This is a genomic window from Pseudarthrobacter sulfonivorans (assembly GCF_014712225.1).
In the GTDB taxonomy this organism is placed as follows: Bacteria; Actinomycetota; Actinomycetes; order Actinomycetales; family Micrococcaceae; genus Arthrobacter; species Arthrobacter sulfonivorans.
In genome coordinates, this window is sequence record NZ_JACXBW010000003.1 from 207,897 (window position 1) to 222,780 (window position 14,884).

Here is a 14,884-nt window from a genome sequence, read left to right on the forward strand (position 1 = left end):
CATGGAACCCTGCCCGGAGCGGGGCCGCCCGCACGGTCCGGCGCCGGGGGCACATTATGCTGAATGGATGACAAACCCCCTTTCTGCCGCTTCCGCACGCGTGGGCGCAGGCCTGAAGATCGGCGTCCTGGCGCTCCAGGGCGACTTCCGTGAACACCTGCGCGCCGTGGAAGCATCAGGTGCGGCCGGCGTCGGAATCCGCAGGCCCCAGGAACTGGATGGCCTGGACGGGCTTATCATTCCCGGCGGCGAATCCACAGCCATCGACAAGCTGGCCCGCGCCTTTGAACTGGCCGGGCCCCTGAAGGACCGCATCCGTGACGGACTGCCGGTCTACGGTTCCTGCGCCGGCATGATCCTCCTGGCCAACGACATCGCCGACCCAGCCACCGACTTGGCCGGCAACCCGCAGCAGACCTTCGGCGGCCTGGATATTACGGTGCGGCGTAACGCGTTCGGCCGGCAGCGGGAATCGTTCGAAACCGACCTGGATTTCAAGAGCCTGGACTTCAGCGCGACCGAATCCGGGGTGGCTCCCGTCCACGCCGTGTTCATCCGCGGCCCCTGGGTGGAGCGTGTCGGCGCCGGCGTGGAGGTACTCGCCCAGGTGGAGCCGGCGGATCCTGAACATGCGTCCCACGCGGCGAGCCTGCCCGGGACAGCTAGAATTGTTGCAGTGCGTTCCGGCCACCTGCTGGCCACCTCCTTCCACCCGGAAGTGACTGGGGAGAAACGCGTACATGAACTTTTTATCCGGATGATCAGAGGAGACGCGTAAAGCATGTCAGGCCACTCCAAATGGGCAACAACCAAGCACAAAAAGGCCATCCTTGATAGCCGCCGTGCCAAATCGTTCGCCAAGCTGATCAAGAACATCGAAGTTGCTGCCCGCATGGGCGGACCGGACCTTCAGGGCAACCCGGGACTGGAACTGGCCGTCACCAAGGCCAAAAAGACCTCGGTCCCCGCCGACAACATTGACCGCGCCATCAAGCGCGGCGCCGGCCTGACCGGTGAAGTGGTTGACTACACCGAGATCATGTACGAATGCCGCGGCCCGCAAGGCTCCGCGCTGCTGATCGAGTGCCTGACCGACAACAAGAACCGTGCGGCCTCCGAGGTCCGTCTGGCGATTTCCCGCAACGGCGGCACCATCGCCGATCCCGGTTCGGTCAGCTACCTCTTCAGCCGCAAGGGCGTGGTCTCGCTGCCCAAGAAGGAACTTACGGAGGACGACGTCCTGATGGCAGTCCTCGACGCGGGTGCCGAGGAAGTCAAGGACAACGGCGACACCTTCGAAATCCACTCGGAACCGACGGACCTCCAGGCTGTCCGCGACGCCCTCAAAGCGGCCGAAATCGAGTACGACACCGATGAAGCGGAGTTCGTTCCCTCGATGGTGGTGCCGCTCGACCTGGAAGCCGCCAAGAAGTTCATGAAGCTGGTTGACGCACTGGAAGAGCTCGACGACGTCCAGAACGTCTACAGCAACGCCGACCTTAGCGACGAAGTCCAGGCCGCCCTGGAATCTGAGTGAACCACCGCTTTGCGGCCTAGGGCGGACGTTGGAGCGTGACACTGCGCGTATTGGGCGTTGACCCGGGCCTCACGCGCTGCGGCATCGGGGTGGTGGACGTCGAGCGGAACAGGCGCGCCACGATGGTGGCCGTCGGCGTGGTGGGCACGTCCCCGGACGAAACCCTGGACCAGCGCCTGCTGGTCATTGCCCTGGCCATCGACGATTGGCTGGACCGCTACGAACCGCACGTGCTCGCCGTCGAACGCGTGTTCTCCCAGCTGAACGTCAGCACGGTGATGGGTGTGGCGCAGGCGTCCGGCGTAGTGATCGCCGCGGCGGCGCGCCGCGGGATCCCGGTGGCGCTGCACACGCCGTCGGAAGTGAAAGCTGCCGTCACGGGCAGCGGCACGTCCAATAAGGAAGCGGTGACCAAGCTCGTCACCAAGATCCTCCGGCTGGATGCGCCGCCCCGTCCCGCCGACGCCGCGGATGCGCTGGCGCTGGCCATCACCCACGCCTGGCGGGCCGGCAGCGGGGCCGCGGTGGCGACCACCGGCCCCGGCAGCCTGTCGCTGACGCCGGCCCAGCGCGCCTGGGCCGAGGCCGAGGCGAAGGCGCGCCGCGCACGCTGAATGTCCGTGGCCCTTGCTAGGGTATTCGTAGATATGTTCGGATAGCCGGTGGTTTCCCTCCAAGGGCCCGGCAGTACACCAGGAGCAAGGCCTTGATCAGTTTCCTTCGCGGAACCGTAGCGCACGTGGGCCTTTCCACCGCTGTCATCGACCTCAACGGCGCCGGGATGAGCGTCAATGCCACACCCCAGACACTCAGCGGCCTCCGCACCGGGGAGGAAGGCAAACTCTTCACCTCGCTGATTGTCCGTGAGGACTCGCTCACGCTCTTCGGCTTTGCCTCCGACGATGAGCGGGAAGTCTTTGATGTCCTGCTCAGCGTCAGTGGTGTGGGCCCGCGGCTTGCTCTGGCCGTACTCGCCGTCCACGAGCCCGAAGCCATCCGCGTTGCCGCCCACACCGGTGACAGTAAGACGTTCACCAAGGTGCCCGGCATCGGTCCCAAGGTGGCCGGCCGGATCGTGCTCGAACTTGCCGGCAAGCTGGTCCCCCACGGCACGGCAGGTGCCGCCGCCCCGGCCACCGCGGCCGAGGCAGCCTGGAAGCCGCAGGTAGTGGCGGCCATGACCAGCCTGGGCTGGTCGGAAAAGGACGCCACGGCAAGCATCGATAAGGCCCTCGCGGACGATCCCGAGGTCTCATTCCGCGGCAATGTTGCTGAAATCCTCCGGACCACCCTCCGCTGGCTTGGGCAGGACGGCGCGCGGGCCGGCAACCGCGTAGGCAGCCGTGGTTGAGCCTTCGGTGGTAGCAGGGGGGGAGGAGCCTGAGGAGCGCGCCATTGAGGCTGCGCTCCGGCCCAAGAACCTGGATGATTTTGTCGGCCAGCACCGGGTCCGCAAGCAGCTCTCCCTTGTCCTGCAGGCCTCCCGCATGCGCGGCCGCAGTGCTGACCATGTGCTGTTTTCCGGTCCTCCCGGGTTGGGAAAGACCACTCTGGCCATGATTGTGGCGGCCGAAATGAATGCGCCGCTGCGGATCAGCAGCGGCCCGGCCATCCAACACGCCGGAGACCTCGCCGCCATTCTTTCCTCCCTTTCCGAAGGCGAGGTCCTGTTCCTGGACGAGATACACCGCATGTCGCGGCCGGCCGAGGAAATGCTGTACATGGCCATGGAAGATTTCCGCGTGGACATTGTGGTGGGCAAGGGCGCCGGCGCTACAGCCATTCCGCTGGAACTCCCACCCTTCACCTTGGTGGGAGCCACCACACGCGCCGGACTTTTGCCCGGTCCGCTGCGGGACAGATTCGGGTTCACCGGGCACCTGGAGTTCTACAGCGTGGCCGAACTGGAACTGGTGCTGAGGCGTTCAGCGGGCCTGCTGGACCTCAAAGTCAACTCCGCAGGCTTCAGCGAAATTGCCGGCCGCTCCCGTGGTACGCCGCGTATCGCCAACCGCCTCCTCCGCCGGGTCCGGGACTGGGCACTCGTTCACGGGATTGAGCAGATCGACGCTCGTGCGGCCTCTGCCGCCCTGGACATGTACGAAGTGGACAAACGGGGCCTCGACCGGCTGGACCGCGCGGTTCTCGAGGCGCTCATCACCAAGTTCGGTGGCGGCCCGGTGGGGCTTTCCACCCTTGCCATTGCCGTGGGGGAGGAAACCGAGACCGTGGAAACGGTGGCTGAACCGTTTCTTGTGCGTGAAGGCCTCCTGGGCCGCACACCACGGGGTCGCATCGCCATGGCGCCGGCCTGGACGCACCTCGGTTACGCGGTGCCGGCGGGTGTGTTCGGGCAGGAGCCCCTGGACCTGTTCGAATTAGACCCGGACAGCAGCGAAGCAGCGGCCGATTGGGCACCGAACAGCTGAGAGGCTGTCCTTTCAGCTTTTCCCTTTAGACTGGTATGAAACCCGGCACGTTCGGGGTCTTTGTTCCCGCCGGCGGCTCCGAGGGGCCGTTGCCGGCCAGCACGAACATCTGCACGGCGGAACGAAGCGGACGCAGCCACACACCAGATACGCCAGTACAGAACGGATACTTCCCTGTGGATCCCATGAACATCGTCTTGTTTGCAATGCTCGGAATCTTTATCTTCATGATGTTCCGCCGCAACAAGAAGACCAAGGAGCAGCAGGCCACGCTGCAGTCCCAGTTCGCACCCGGGGTAGAGGTCATGACGAGCTTTGGCCTCTTCGGCCGGATTGTCTCCATGGACGACGCCGAGAACAAGGTGGTCCTGGAACTTTCGCCCGGAAATCTCGCCACCGTCCACCGCCAGGCAGTGACCAAGATCGTTGAGCCTGCCGTTGCTGCTGAGGATGAGCCGACGGTTGTCCCCGATGACGCGTCTTCACTGACTGCCCTGGACCTGAACAAGCCCCCTGCAGCCGCCGAAACCCCGGACGAGACCCTGAAGCGCCTCAACGATGAGGGTAAAAAGGACAGCTAGCCCGCGCCCTCAAGGCATCAGGCTTTACAACACCTCTACGGCTGCGGTGCGCCGCCGGTGGGAGCAACAGGCTCGCATCGGCGGTTCCTCCGTAATAAGAGAAAGATCGACAATGGCACGAACAGGCCCCAAAAACTCAGGCCTCCGGGTCCTGGTGTGGCTCGGCGTAATCCTCGCCGTGCTGACCGCTGTATTGGCTGGCGGCACCATCGCCGGCCAGGCAAGTTGGGCACCTAAGCTGGCGCTCGACCTTGAGGGCGGCACCCAGATGATCCTGGCTCCCAAGGTTGAGGGCGGTTCGGACATCAATGAAGAGCAGCTCAACCAGGCGGTGGCGATCATTCGCCAACGCGTTGACGGCTCCGGTGTCGCCGAAGCGGAGATCAGCACACAGTCCGGGCGCAACGTTGTAGTCAGCCTTCCCGGGACTCCCACGAAGGAAACCCGCGACCTGATCCAGGCCTCCGCGGACATGAACTTCCGCCCCGTCCTGCTTAACGGCGATGCCGCAGCTGTACCCACCGAGGCACTCACGCCCGAGGACCAGCTTCCGAAGCCGACGGCGGAACCGGCCAACGGCAGCGATCTCAACTGGATCACGCCCGAGGTGTACCGCCAGTTCGAAACCCTCGACTGCAACAACCCGCCCGCGGACAACCCGGCCGCCTCCGATCCCACCAAACCCCTGGTCACGTGCGAGCCCGCCACCGCAACCACTCCGGCGATCAAGTACATCCTGGGCCCGGTTGAGGTCAAGGGCAGCAACATTGTCACGTCCTCCTTCCAGCTGCAGCAGGGCTCCCAGGGCGCAGTGACCAACCAATGGGCAGTCAATATCCAGTTCGACGGCGAAGGCACCGCCAAGTTCAAAGAGGTCACCGAACGCCTGAACCAGTTCTATGTGGCCGCCGGTGGAGAATCCGGCAACGATCCGAAGGCCCAGTTCGCCATCGTCCTGGACGACCGGGTCATCTCCGCACCGAGGTCGCTGGCCATCATTACCGACGGGCGTCCCCAGATCACCGGCAACTTCAACGAACAGACGGCCAAGGCCCTTTCGGACCAGCTCCGCTTCGGCGCCCTGCCCATCAGCTTCGAAATCCAGAGCGACCAGCAGATTTCCGCCACCCTGGGCGGCGAGCAGCTTCGCATGGGCCTCCTCGCCGGTGTTATCGGCTTGCTGCTCGTGGTGGTCTACTCGCTCTTCCAGTACCGGGCGTTGGGACTTGTCACCATTCTTTCGCTGGTGGTTGCGGGCGCCCTGACCTACCTGGCCATCGCGATCCTCGGCTGGACGGAAAACTACCGGTTGTCCCTTGCCGGTGTGGCCGGGCTCATCGTGGCCATCGGCCAGACCGCTGACTCGTTCATTGTGTACTTTGAACGAATCCGTGATGAACTCCGCGAAGGCCGCGGCCTGGTTTCCGCGGTGGAGAACGGCTGGAAGCGCGCCAAGCGCACCGTGCTGGCTTCGAAGGCCGTCAACCTGCTCGCGGCGCTGGTGCTCTACTTCGTCGCCGTCGGCAACGTCCGCGGGTTCGCGTTTACCCTTGGCCTGACGGCCATAGCCGACCTCATTGTGGTCTTTATGTTCACGCACCCGACGCTGCAACTCCTCGCGCGGACCAAGTTCTTCGGGGAGGGCCACTCGTTCTCCGGCCTGGACCCCAAGCGTCTTGGTGCCGTTCCGCTTTATCGCGGTGCGGGCCGCCTGCGTACGCCGGAGGCCAAGCCGGCGGTAGTCCGGGCCAAGAACACCGGCGCCGCTGCCGAAGCTGAAAGGCGCATGACCATCGCGGAACGCCGCCTCGCGGAAAAGCAGGAGCAGCTTACCGGCTCCTCCAAGAGCGCAGCCAAGGAGAACAAGTAATGTCCAGCTTTGCCACTTTCGGTAACGAGCTCTACACGGGCAAGCGGTCCTACAACTTCGTGGGGGCCAAGAAGATCTGGTTCCTCATCGCCTTGGTGGCCGTTGCGCTGTCCATCGTGATTCCCGTCGTCAAGGGCGGATTCAACCTCGGCATCGAATTCCGCGGCGGTTCTGAGTTCACGGTTTCCAATGTTAAGGACACCGACGCCGCCCTCGGTGAAAATGTCGTCCAAGATGTTGTGGCCGGCAGCGTGCCGCGCGTGGCGAACGTCGCCGGAACCACCATGCGGATCCAGACGGACAAGCTCACGGACGATGAGACGCTGAAGATCAAGGAAGGCCTCACCACGGCCTATGGCGTCACCGACAACGAGGTGACCTCTACCTTTATCGGACCCACGTGGGGGGCGGACGTCACCAAGCAGGCGCTGATGGGCTTGCTCGTCTTTGTGGCACTGGCTGCGGTGCTGATGGCGCTGTATTTCCGGACCTGGAAAATGTCGGTGTCCGCCCTGACCGCCATGCTGGTGACGATGTTCATCACCGCCGGCGTCTACGCCCTCAGCGACTTTGAAGTGACGCCGTCAGCCATCATCGGGTTCCTGACGGTGCTCAGCTATTCGCTGTATGACACTGTTGTGGTCTTCGATAAGATTCGAGAAAACACCGCCGATCTGGATGCTTCCACGCGCCGGACTTTCGCTGAGGAAGTCAACCTCGCGGTGAACCAGACCCTGGTCCGTTCCATCAACACCATGATGGTGGCCATCCTTCCGGTGGGTGCCATCCTGTTCATCGGAGCCGGCCTCCTGGGGGCCGGCACGCTGCGCGACTTGTCGCTTGCCCTGTTCGTCGGCATCTTCATTGGAACGGCGGCCACGATCTTTGTGGCGGCGCCTATGTACGCCTGGCTGCGACAGAGTGAGCCCGAGCTGGTCAAGCAGGCCAGGAAAGTCGAAAACCGCAGGGCGGAAAAAGCTGCCCGGGAGGAAGGGGCGGCGGCCGCCGCGGGGGCCTGACTTCACCGCACGATGGCGGGCCGGGCTGCGTGGAATTTCCATGCAGGCCGGCCCGTACGCTTTTATGGTCCGGTTACAGAAGTGAACAGCCGGGGGAATAGACTGGGGTAATTAACAGGGTCGTGAGGGGTGCTTCATTGGAAGAACGTTCGGCATCGGTGCCAATGGCAGGCGGGGATGGGCAGCCGGGCCACGGAGTCCAGGCCGGGCTGACCGCTTCCGCACGCCCTGGACCGGGTGTTCCGGTTGATAATTCCGGCGCGCGGCCCACGTTTCCCGGCCGCCGCGAGCGGACGCGTTCGCGTTTGGCCCGCCTCACGGGCCGCGGCGCCACCACATATTCACCGATCCTTGAGCCGCTGCTGCGAACGGTCCGGGCGAACAACCCCAAAGAAGATTTCGACCTCATCCAGCGGGCCTTTGACGTTGCTGAGACGAGCCACCGCGGGCAGAAACGCAAAAGTGGCGATCCCTACATCACCCACCCTGTCGCCGTAGCCACCATCCTCGCCGAACTGGGCCTCAGCGGGACCACCCTGGCCGCCGCGCTGCTTCATGACACCGTCGAGGACACGCCGTACACGCTGACGGACCTCAAAAAGGACTTCGGTCCGGAGGTTGCCATGCTGGTGGATGGCGTCACCAAACTGGACAAGGTCAGCTTCGGTGAGGCCGCGCAGTCAGAGACCGTCCGCAAGATGGTGGTGGCCATGGCCAAGGACATCCGTGTCCTGATGATCAAGCTCGCCGACCGGCTCCACAACGCACGTACTTGGCGGTTTGTCTCCGCCGAGTCATCTGCCCGGAAAGCCCGGGAAACGCTGGAGATTTTTGCGCCCCTGGCCCACCGGCTTGGCATGAACACCATCAAATGGGAGCTTGAGGACCTGTCGTTCGCTGCCCTGTATCCGAAGGTCTACGAAGAGATCGTCCGGATGGTGGGGGACCGCACGCCGGAGCGTGAAAAGAGCCTGAGCGTCATCCGGGACCAGATTACCGAGGACCTCCGTGCCGCCCGGATCAAAGCCACCATCACCGGCCGGCCTAAGCATTACTACTCGATCTACCAGAAGATGGTCGTCCGGGACAAGGATTTCGACGACATCAACGACCTGATGGGCGTTCGCGTGCTGGTCGATTCCGTGCGGGACTGCTATGCGGCACTTGGCACAATGCATTCGCGCTGGAACCCCCTGCCAGGGCGTTTCAAAGACTATATAGCCATGCCCAAGTTCAATATGTACCAGTCGCTGCACACCACGGTCATCGGCCCGGGGGGCAAACCCGTGGAGATCCAGATCCGCACGCATGAAATGCACCGCCGGGCCGAATACGGCGTTGCCGCGCACTGGAAGTACAAGGATCAGCCCAACCGAACCGCCGTTGGCCCGGGAAGCCCCCGTGACGGCGACATGGGTTGGTTGAGGTCCCTGGTCGACTGGCAGCAGGAAACGTCGGATCCGGGAGAGTTCCTGGATTCCCTGCGGTTTGAAATCAATGCACGTGAGGTTTTCGTCTTTACCCCCAAGGGTGAGGTGATGGCCCTGCCCGCCGGATCAACCCCCGTGGACTTTGCCTATGCGGTCCACACCGAAGTAGGGCACCGCACTATCGGTGCCCGCGTCAACGGCAAGCTGGTTCCGCTGAACAGCGAACTGAACCATGGCGACTGGGTGGAAATTTTCACCTCCAAGGCCGAGGGCGCCGGGCCCAGCCAGGACTGGCAGCACTTCGTCAAGAGCGCCCGGGCCCGGAACAAAATCCGCCAGTGGTTCAGCAAGGAACGCCGCGAAGAGGCGATTGACCGCGGCAAGGAACTCCTGACCCGGGCCATGCGGAAGCAGAACCTGCCGCTGCAGCGCCTAATGACGCACGAGGCGCTGGCGGCGGTGGCCGCAGACTTTAAGTATGTGGACATCTCGGGCCTGTACGCCGGTGTTGGCGACGGACACACGTCAGCGCAGTCGGTCATGGAGCGGCTCGTTGAAAGTCTCGGTGGCAACGAAAGCACTGACGACGACATCACCGAAGTCAGTATCCCGACGCAGGTCACCAAGACCAAGTTCTCCGACTCCGGAGTGGTGGTGCGCGGCGTCGGCGATGTGTGGGTGAAGCTGGCCCGTTGCTGCACACCCGTTCCGCCGGACCCGATCCTCGGATTCGTCACCCGCGGCTCCGGCGTGTCCGTGCACCGAACCGACTGCACCAATATCTCCGACCTCAAGGACCAGCCGGACCGGATCGTGGATGTTGACTGGGCTCCAACGCAGTCGAGCGTCTTCCTGGTCGAGATCCAGGTGGAGGCGCTGGACCGGAAGTCCCTTCTCTCGGACGTGACGCGGGTACTTTCCGAGAATCATGTCAACATCCTGGCCGCCAGCGTCAACACATCCAGTGACCGCGTGGCCATCTCACGGTTCGCCTTCGAGATGGGTGACCCCAAGTACCTCAGCCACGTCCTCAGCGCTGTCCGGCGCATCGACGGCGTGTTCGATGTCTACCGGACTACCGGGAACAAGCGCCGGAGTTAGCAGCGCAAGTTTTTCCAGGGCGGCCCGTTTGTGCGGGACCCTTGGGGTGGCTTCGATGGCCAGGACCAGCAGGCGGATCCGGACGTCCTCCTCCGGACGGGCCAGCAGCCCGGCCAGGGCGGGCAAGGCCCGGTGCGCGTCCACGTGCAGTGCGATGTCCACGGCGGTCCGGAGCGGGCTTGACACCATCAGCCCGCCCATGCTGACCACGTCAAAGGGCCCGAGCCGGACTTCATGAAGTGTGCAGCCCCGGGTGTTGCGGAGACTGGATATCCGGCGTTTGGCATCCACGAGCAACGCCAGCTTGTCCGGCTCCTCGGCGCAGCCGTAGATCCAGGCCGCCGTCATCCTGCCTGCCACCACACGCTGCCGCACTGCCGCAGGCACCGCATTGGCTGCTGCCCTGGCCCTTAGCTGGGCCGAGACCTGGACGTCAGGCAGCGTATAGCCATGCTGCTGGAACCGTGAAAGGACGCCGTCAGCCGCCAGGGCCTGGAGTTCGGGCCATGTGAAAGGCCGCCCCGGCGAGTAAAGGTCAGGGAGCTGGGGAGGTGACGGGGTGGCCATCCACCCATCCTGCCGCGCGCGTGCTTAAAAGGCACAGGCCCGGTTCGGTCATGTGGATAACCGGAACCGGGCCTGGACGGCCGGTGGCTGGGTCCTAGGCCAGTTCGCTCGCGGAGCGCTGGATCTGGTCAAGCCAGGCCTGCCGTGCCTCAAGGGCTTCCCTTGCGGCCTTGATCTTTCGCGCGTCGCCGGCCTTCTCGGCCTTCTCGAGATCGTCCTGGAGACCGGCAATGGCTGCCTCCAGCTGCGACAGTGCGCTGTTGGTGCGGGCCTTGGTCTCGGGGTTGGAACGCTGCCAGTTTTCCTCTTCGGCGTGGCGGACTGCGTCCTCCACCTTGCGGAGGCCCGCTTCGATCCGTCCCATATCGGCACGGGGGACCTTGCCGGCTTCTTCCCAACGGTCCCGGACGGACTGGAGCGCCTTCTTCGCGGCAGCGAGGTCCTTGACCGGCAGGATGGCGTTGGCCTCAACCAGGAGCTCTTCCTTCACCGTGAGGTTGGCCGCGTATTCCTGGTCGATCTCTTCGTTGGCTGCCTGCCGGGACGTGAAGAAGACGTCCTGGGCGGCGCGGAAACGGGCCCAGAGGGCGTCGTCGTCCTTGCGGCTTGCCCGCGGGGAGGCCTTCCAGTCATCCATGAGCCGGCGGTACTCGCCGGCGGCGAAGCCCCAGTCGGTGGAGGAGGACAATGCCTCGGCCTCGGCAATGAGCTTTTCCTTGGCCGATTTTGCCGCTGAGTTGGTGCTGTCGAGCTGGGAGAAGTAGGCGCGGCGGTGGCGGTCAAACACCGTCCGTGCGGCACGGAACCGCTTCCACAGGGCATCTTCGTTGCTGCGGCCAAGCCGCACGCCGCTCTTCTGGGCCGTCTTCCAGCTTTCAAAGAGTTCGTTCATCCGTGCACTGGAGGTTTTCCACTGGATCTGGGTAGGATCCTGGCCCGAGATTTCCTCTGCTTCGGCCACGATTGCCTCGCGGGCTGCGAGCTCGGCGGCGCGCACGGCGTCGTGCTCTGCCTTCTCCGCCTTCTCAAGCTCGGTGATCTGGGCCGACACGGCATCGAGACGCGCTTCGGCGGACCGGAGGTCACCCACCATGTTCCGCTCTGCCAGCTGTTCGCGCAGGTGGGTGACGGTCTTCTGCATGTCAGTGCTTGGAGCCTTGGAGCTGACGCGCTGCTCAAGGAGCAGGATCTGCGCCACAATGTCGTCATACTTCCGCGCGAAATACCCGAGGGCCTCATCGTTGCTGACGTCCGGGTATTGGCCCACCGGGTGTTCCTCGCCATCAATGGTCAGGAACACGTGGCCATCACCTTCGACGCGGCCCCAACGTGCGGCCTCCGCAAGTGAGGTGGCTGAAGCTACGGGTGCCGGGGCTGCGGCGGGTGCGGCTGCGGCTGGCTTGGGCCGGGCTGCGAAGGCTGCCGGCGACGGAGCGGGACGCAGCGCGGGGGACGGAGCCGCGGGCTGTGCAGCATCAGGCGCGTCGGGTGTGTCCTGCGATGACTCAGCCTGGGGGGCTTCGGCCTGCGGGGCCTCGGGGGCGGCGTCAGCCTGCGGGACTTCAGCCTGCGGGGCTTCGGGCGCCGCAGGTGCGGAGTCAGCCTGAGCCACTTCAGCCTGCGGGGCCTCGGGCGCCTCGTCCTGCGCGGCCTCGGCCGGCTCGGCGTCAGCCTGCGGAACCGCGGTCTCGGCAACTACTGCCGCATCGGTCACTGCCTGGTCAGCTACTGCCTGCTCAGCCTCGGGGGCCGTTGCCTCGGTCAGGTCTGCTGCTGTTTCGTCGGATTTCTGACTGTCTGTCACCGCTAAAAGTCTTTCGCTTGGAGGAAAATACTCACATACCGCACCGCGGCCGTGAGGCCGGGCTTCCTACTTCAGAGAAACCGAGTCTATCGTGACTGGTTCCACGGGCGCGCCGTCCGTGTCGCTGCTGCCGGGAGTGATTCCCGCCGCGGCGATTCCGGACACTACATCCAGTCCGGATGTCACCTTGCCCACCACCGTATAACCGCCGGCCGTGTCGGCCGGAATCATGGTGTCTTTGTAGACAATAAAGAACTGTGTGCCGTTGCCGTAGGCATTGTTGCCCGTCCTCGCTACGGCAATGGTGCCGGCCGGGTAAAGGTTGTCAGCGGGGACATTTTCCAGCGGACCCCACGTGTATTCGGGATTTCCGCCGCCCTTGCCATCGGCGGATCCGCACTGCAGGACGCCGAAGCTTTCGCTGGTGGTGAGACGGTGGCAGGTCTTGCCGGTGAAGTAGCCCTCATCGCTGAGGGACTTGAAGACGGCGGCCGCCTGGGGTGCTTTGGTGCCGTCCAGTTCGACGCCGAGTGTGCCGCGGTTCAGGGCAAGCTCGCCGGTGAACACCTTTCCGGCGGCTGTTTCCGGCGACGGGATGTTTGCCGCGTTGGTGGGCGGCGCGGAGGGTGCGGGGGAGGCAGAGGGAGGGGTCAGGCCCGCCTCTAGTGCGGCGAATTCGTCTTCGGTGGGATTACCTGCAAAGGCAGTGAACTGAAGGACGACGGCGAGCACCACGGCGGCGGTTCCCGCACCGGCGGCGATGAGGTTGTCGCGTTTGCGCCGTGACTCCTGGTCCCGCCGTAGCTCGCGCTTTGCCTCCATCTGCTGGACGCGCCGTTTGGCTTCGCGGGCACTGCGTGAACTGGCCGCCAAGGGTCCTCCTGTAAGTCGGTCTGCGGCCGGGCGATCAGCGCCCCGGCACAGTGGTCTGGCGGCAGCCGACCGCGTCCCCTGCCGCCGTATTAGAGATGCGGGCGGATGACGCATAAACTGACTGCCGCACATAGTTTATGCATGAGTTGCTGGACAGCCGCCGTTCCTGGCCCGTTTCGGGCCGAATGCCGGGCAGAGTCCCAGGCGCCTTTCATCAAGAGGAGAACATCCACCATGGCACGCACCGCCTCCCTGTCCGGATTCCCCGAGTGGCTTCCCGAGGAGCGGCTGGTGGAGCTGCACGTGCTGGACACGCTCCGCAACGTTTTTGAGCTGCACGGCTTCGGGTCCATCGAGACCAGGGCCGTGGAAACTGTCGGCCAGTTGCTGCGTAAAGGGGAGATCGACAAAGAGGTTTATGGGCTCAGCCGCCTTCAGGACGACGAAGCTGACCCGGACTCCGCCAAAGCCGGAAAGTCTGACCCGCACGCCCTCGCGCTGCACTTCGACCTGACGGTGCCTTTTGCCCGCTATGTCGTGGAAAATGCCGGCTATCTTGCCTTCCCGTTCCGGCGCTACCAGATCCAGAAGGTCTGGCGCGGGGAGCGCCCGCAGGAAGGCCGTGCCCGGGAATTCACCCAGGCCGACATCGACGTTGTGGGCGACGGCGAACTGCCCTTCCGCTACGACGTGGAAATCGCCTTGGTGATTGCGGAGGCCCTCAGCGCCCTGCCCATCCCGGACTTCCGCCTGCGCATCAACAACCGCAAACTTGCCGAAGGCTTTTACCGCGGGATCGGCCTGGACGATACCGCCGGCGTGCTCCGCAGCATCGACAAACTGGAAAAGATCGGTCCCGCCAAGGTTGCGGACTTGCTGAAGACCGAGCTGGGGGCATCCGACGAGCAGGCACAGCTGGCATTGAAGCTTGCGGGAATCCGTACGGAAGACACCACGTTCGTGGCCCAGGTCCGCGCCCTTGGCGTCACCAACGATCTGCTCGAGGAGGGACTGAGCGAACTCGAACAGGTGATCGACGCCGCAGTGCAGCGCGCGCCAGGCAAGGTGGTGGCCGATCTCAGCATTGCCCGCGGCCTGGACTACTACACCGGCACCGTGGTGGAAACCGTGCTGGTGGGCCACGAGCAGCTCGGTTCCATCTGCTCAGGCGGCCGTTACGACGCCCTGGCGAGCAAGGGCAACCGCAAGTTCCCCGGCGTCGGCCTCTCCATCGGCGTTACCCGGCTGGTGTCGCGCATCCTCAGCCAGGACCTGGCCAAGGCTTCCCGTTCCGTCCCCACAGCTGTGCTGGTTGCACTGACGAACGATGACAGCTGGGGTGCGGCGCAGGATGTGGCTGCCCAGCTCCGCAGCCGGGGCATCGCCACGGAGGTGGCGGCCAAAGCAGAGAAATTCGGCAAGCAGATCAAGTTCGCGGACCGCCGCGGCATCCCGTTCGTCTGGTTCACCGACGACGACGGCAACCACCAGGTCAAGGACATCCGGTCCGGGGAACAGGTTGTTGCCTTTCCGGAACTCTGGACGCCGCCGTCGGAAGATCTCACCGTTCAGGTGACCACGGCAGCAGCCCTGCCGGCCTGACCAGGTCCCGAGGGCGCGCCGTCAGGGGGCACTTCGACACGGACACGCCGTCGTCTAGGCCGGATTGCCGG

13 protein-coding genes are annotated in these 14,884 nt (G+C 64.6%); 10 read left to right on the forward strand and 3 right to left on the reverse strand.

Annotated features, from left to right (window positions below):
- Window positions 1–67: 67 nt before the first annotated feature.
- The 9 genes from pdxT to IAQ70_RS05410 all read left to right on the forward strand — a co-directional run bounded on the left by pdxT (window position 68) and on the right by IAQ70_RS05410 (window position 9,967).
- Window positions 68–778: a pyridoxal 5'-phosphate synthase glutaminase subunit PdxT gene (gene pdxT / locus IAQ70_RS05370; protein ID WP_190988276.1), complete on the forward strand. Its 711-nt coding sequence runs from the start codon at window positions 68–70 to the stop codon at window positions 776–778.
- Between the two features lie 3 nt (window positions 779–781).
- Window positions 782–1,537 (forward strand): YebC/PmpR family DNA-binding transcriptional regulator, encoded by a 756-nt coding sequence (locus tag IAQ70_RS05375; protein ID WP_190988277.1) that lies wholly within the window; start codon window positions 782–784, stop codon window positions 1,535–1,537.
- Between the two features lie 35 nt (window positions 1,538–1,572).
- Complete coding sequence (gene ruvC / locus IAQ70_RS05380) at window positions 1,573–2,151, forward strand: crossover junction endodeoxyribonuclease RuvC (protein ID WP_190988278.1); 579 nt, start codon at window positions 1,573–1,575, stop codon at window positions 2,149–2,151.
- 92 nt (window positions 2,152–2,243) lie between these two features.
- On the forward strand, window positions 2,244–2,888 hold the full coding sequence (gene ruvA, locus IAQ70_RS05385; protein WP_190988279.1) for a Holliday junction branch migration protein RuvA: 645 nt from the start codon (window positions 2,244–2,246) through the stop codon (window positions 2,886–2,888).
- Window positions 2,881–3,966 (forward strand): Holliday junction branch migration DNA helicase RuvB, encoded by a 1,086-nt coding sequence (gene ruvB, locus IAQ70_RS05390; protein ID WP_190988280.1) that lies wholly within the window; start codon window positions 2,881–2,883, stop codon window positions 3,964–3,966. Before ruvA ends, ruvB begins: the two co-directional genes overlap by 8 nt.
- Window positions 3,967–4,151: 185 nt before the next feature.
- Window positions 4,152–4,547: a preprotein translocase subunit YajC gene (yajC, locus tag IAQ70_RS05395; RefSeq protein ID WP_190988281.1), complete on the forward strand. Its 396-nt coding sequence runs from the start codon at window positions 4,152–4,154 to the stop codon at window positions 4,545–4,547.
- A gap of 112 nt (window positions 4,548–4,659) precedes the next feature.
- The gene (gene secD / locus IAQ70_RS05400; RefSeq protein ID WP_190988282.1) at window positions 4,660–6,417 is read left to right on the forward strand and encodes a protein translocase subunit SecD; all 1,758 of its coding nucleotides are present in this window, start codon (window positions 4,660–4,662) and stop codon (window positions 6,415–6,417) included.
- Entirely contained in the window at window positions 6,417–7,436 is a 1,020-nt protein-coding gene (gene secF / locus IAQ70_RS05405; protein WP_190988283.1) for a protein translocase subunit SecF, read from the forward strand. The genes secD and secF overlap by 1 nt, the downstream gene beginning before the upstream one ends.
- Before the next feature lie 137 nt (window positions 7,437–7,573).
- Complete coding sequence (locus IAQ70_RS05410) at window positions 7,574–9,967, forward strand: RelA/SpoT family protein (protein ID WP_190988284.1); 2,394 nt, start codon at window positions 7,574–7,576, stop codon at window positions 9,965–9,967.
- Here the strand turns inward: IAQ70_RS05410 and IAQ70_RS05415 are convergent.
- The 3 genes from IAQ70_RS05415 to IAQ70_RS05425 all read right to left on the reverse strand — a co-directional run bounded on the left by IAQ70_RS05415 (window position 9,848) and on the right by IAQ70_RS05425 (window position 13,211).
- On the reverse strand, window positions 9,848–10,534 hold the full coding sequence (locus IAQ70_RS05415; protein ID WP_190988285.1) for a type IV toxin-antitoxin system AbiEi family antitoxin: 687 nt from the start codon (window positions 10,532–10,534) through the stop codon (window positions 9,848–9,850). The two genes, IAQ70_RS05410 and IAQ70_RS05415, sit on opposite strands and share 120 nt — an antisense overlap.
- A 94-nt stretch (window positions 10,535–10,628) precedes the next feature.
- Window positions 10,629–12,338: a DUF349 domain-containing protein gene (locus IAQ70_RS05420; RefSeq protein ID WP_190988286.1), complete on the reverse strand. Its 1,710-nt coding sequence runs from the start codon at window positions 12,336–12,338 to the stop codon at window positions 10,629–10,631.
- A gap of 66 nt (window positions 12,339–12,404) precedes the next feature.
- Window positions 12,405–13,211 (reverse strand): peptidylprolyl isomerase, encoded by an 807-nt coding sequence (locus tag IAQ70_RS05425; protein WP_190988287.1) that lies wholly within the window; start codon window positions 13,209–13,211, stop codon window positions 12,405–12,407.
- Between the two features lie 234 nt (window positions 13,212–13,445).
- Between IAQ70_RS05425 and hisS the strand changes: the two genes are divergently transcribed.
- Window positions 13,446–14,813, forward strand: coding sequence for a histidine--tRNA ligase (hisS, locus tag IAQ70_RS05430; protein WP_190988288.1), 1,368 nt, complete (start codon window positions 13,446–13,448; stop codon window positions 14,811–14,813).
- The last annotated feature ends 71 nt before the right edge of the window (window positions 14,814–14,884 follow it).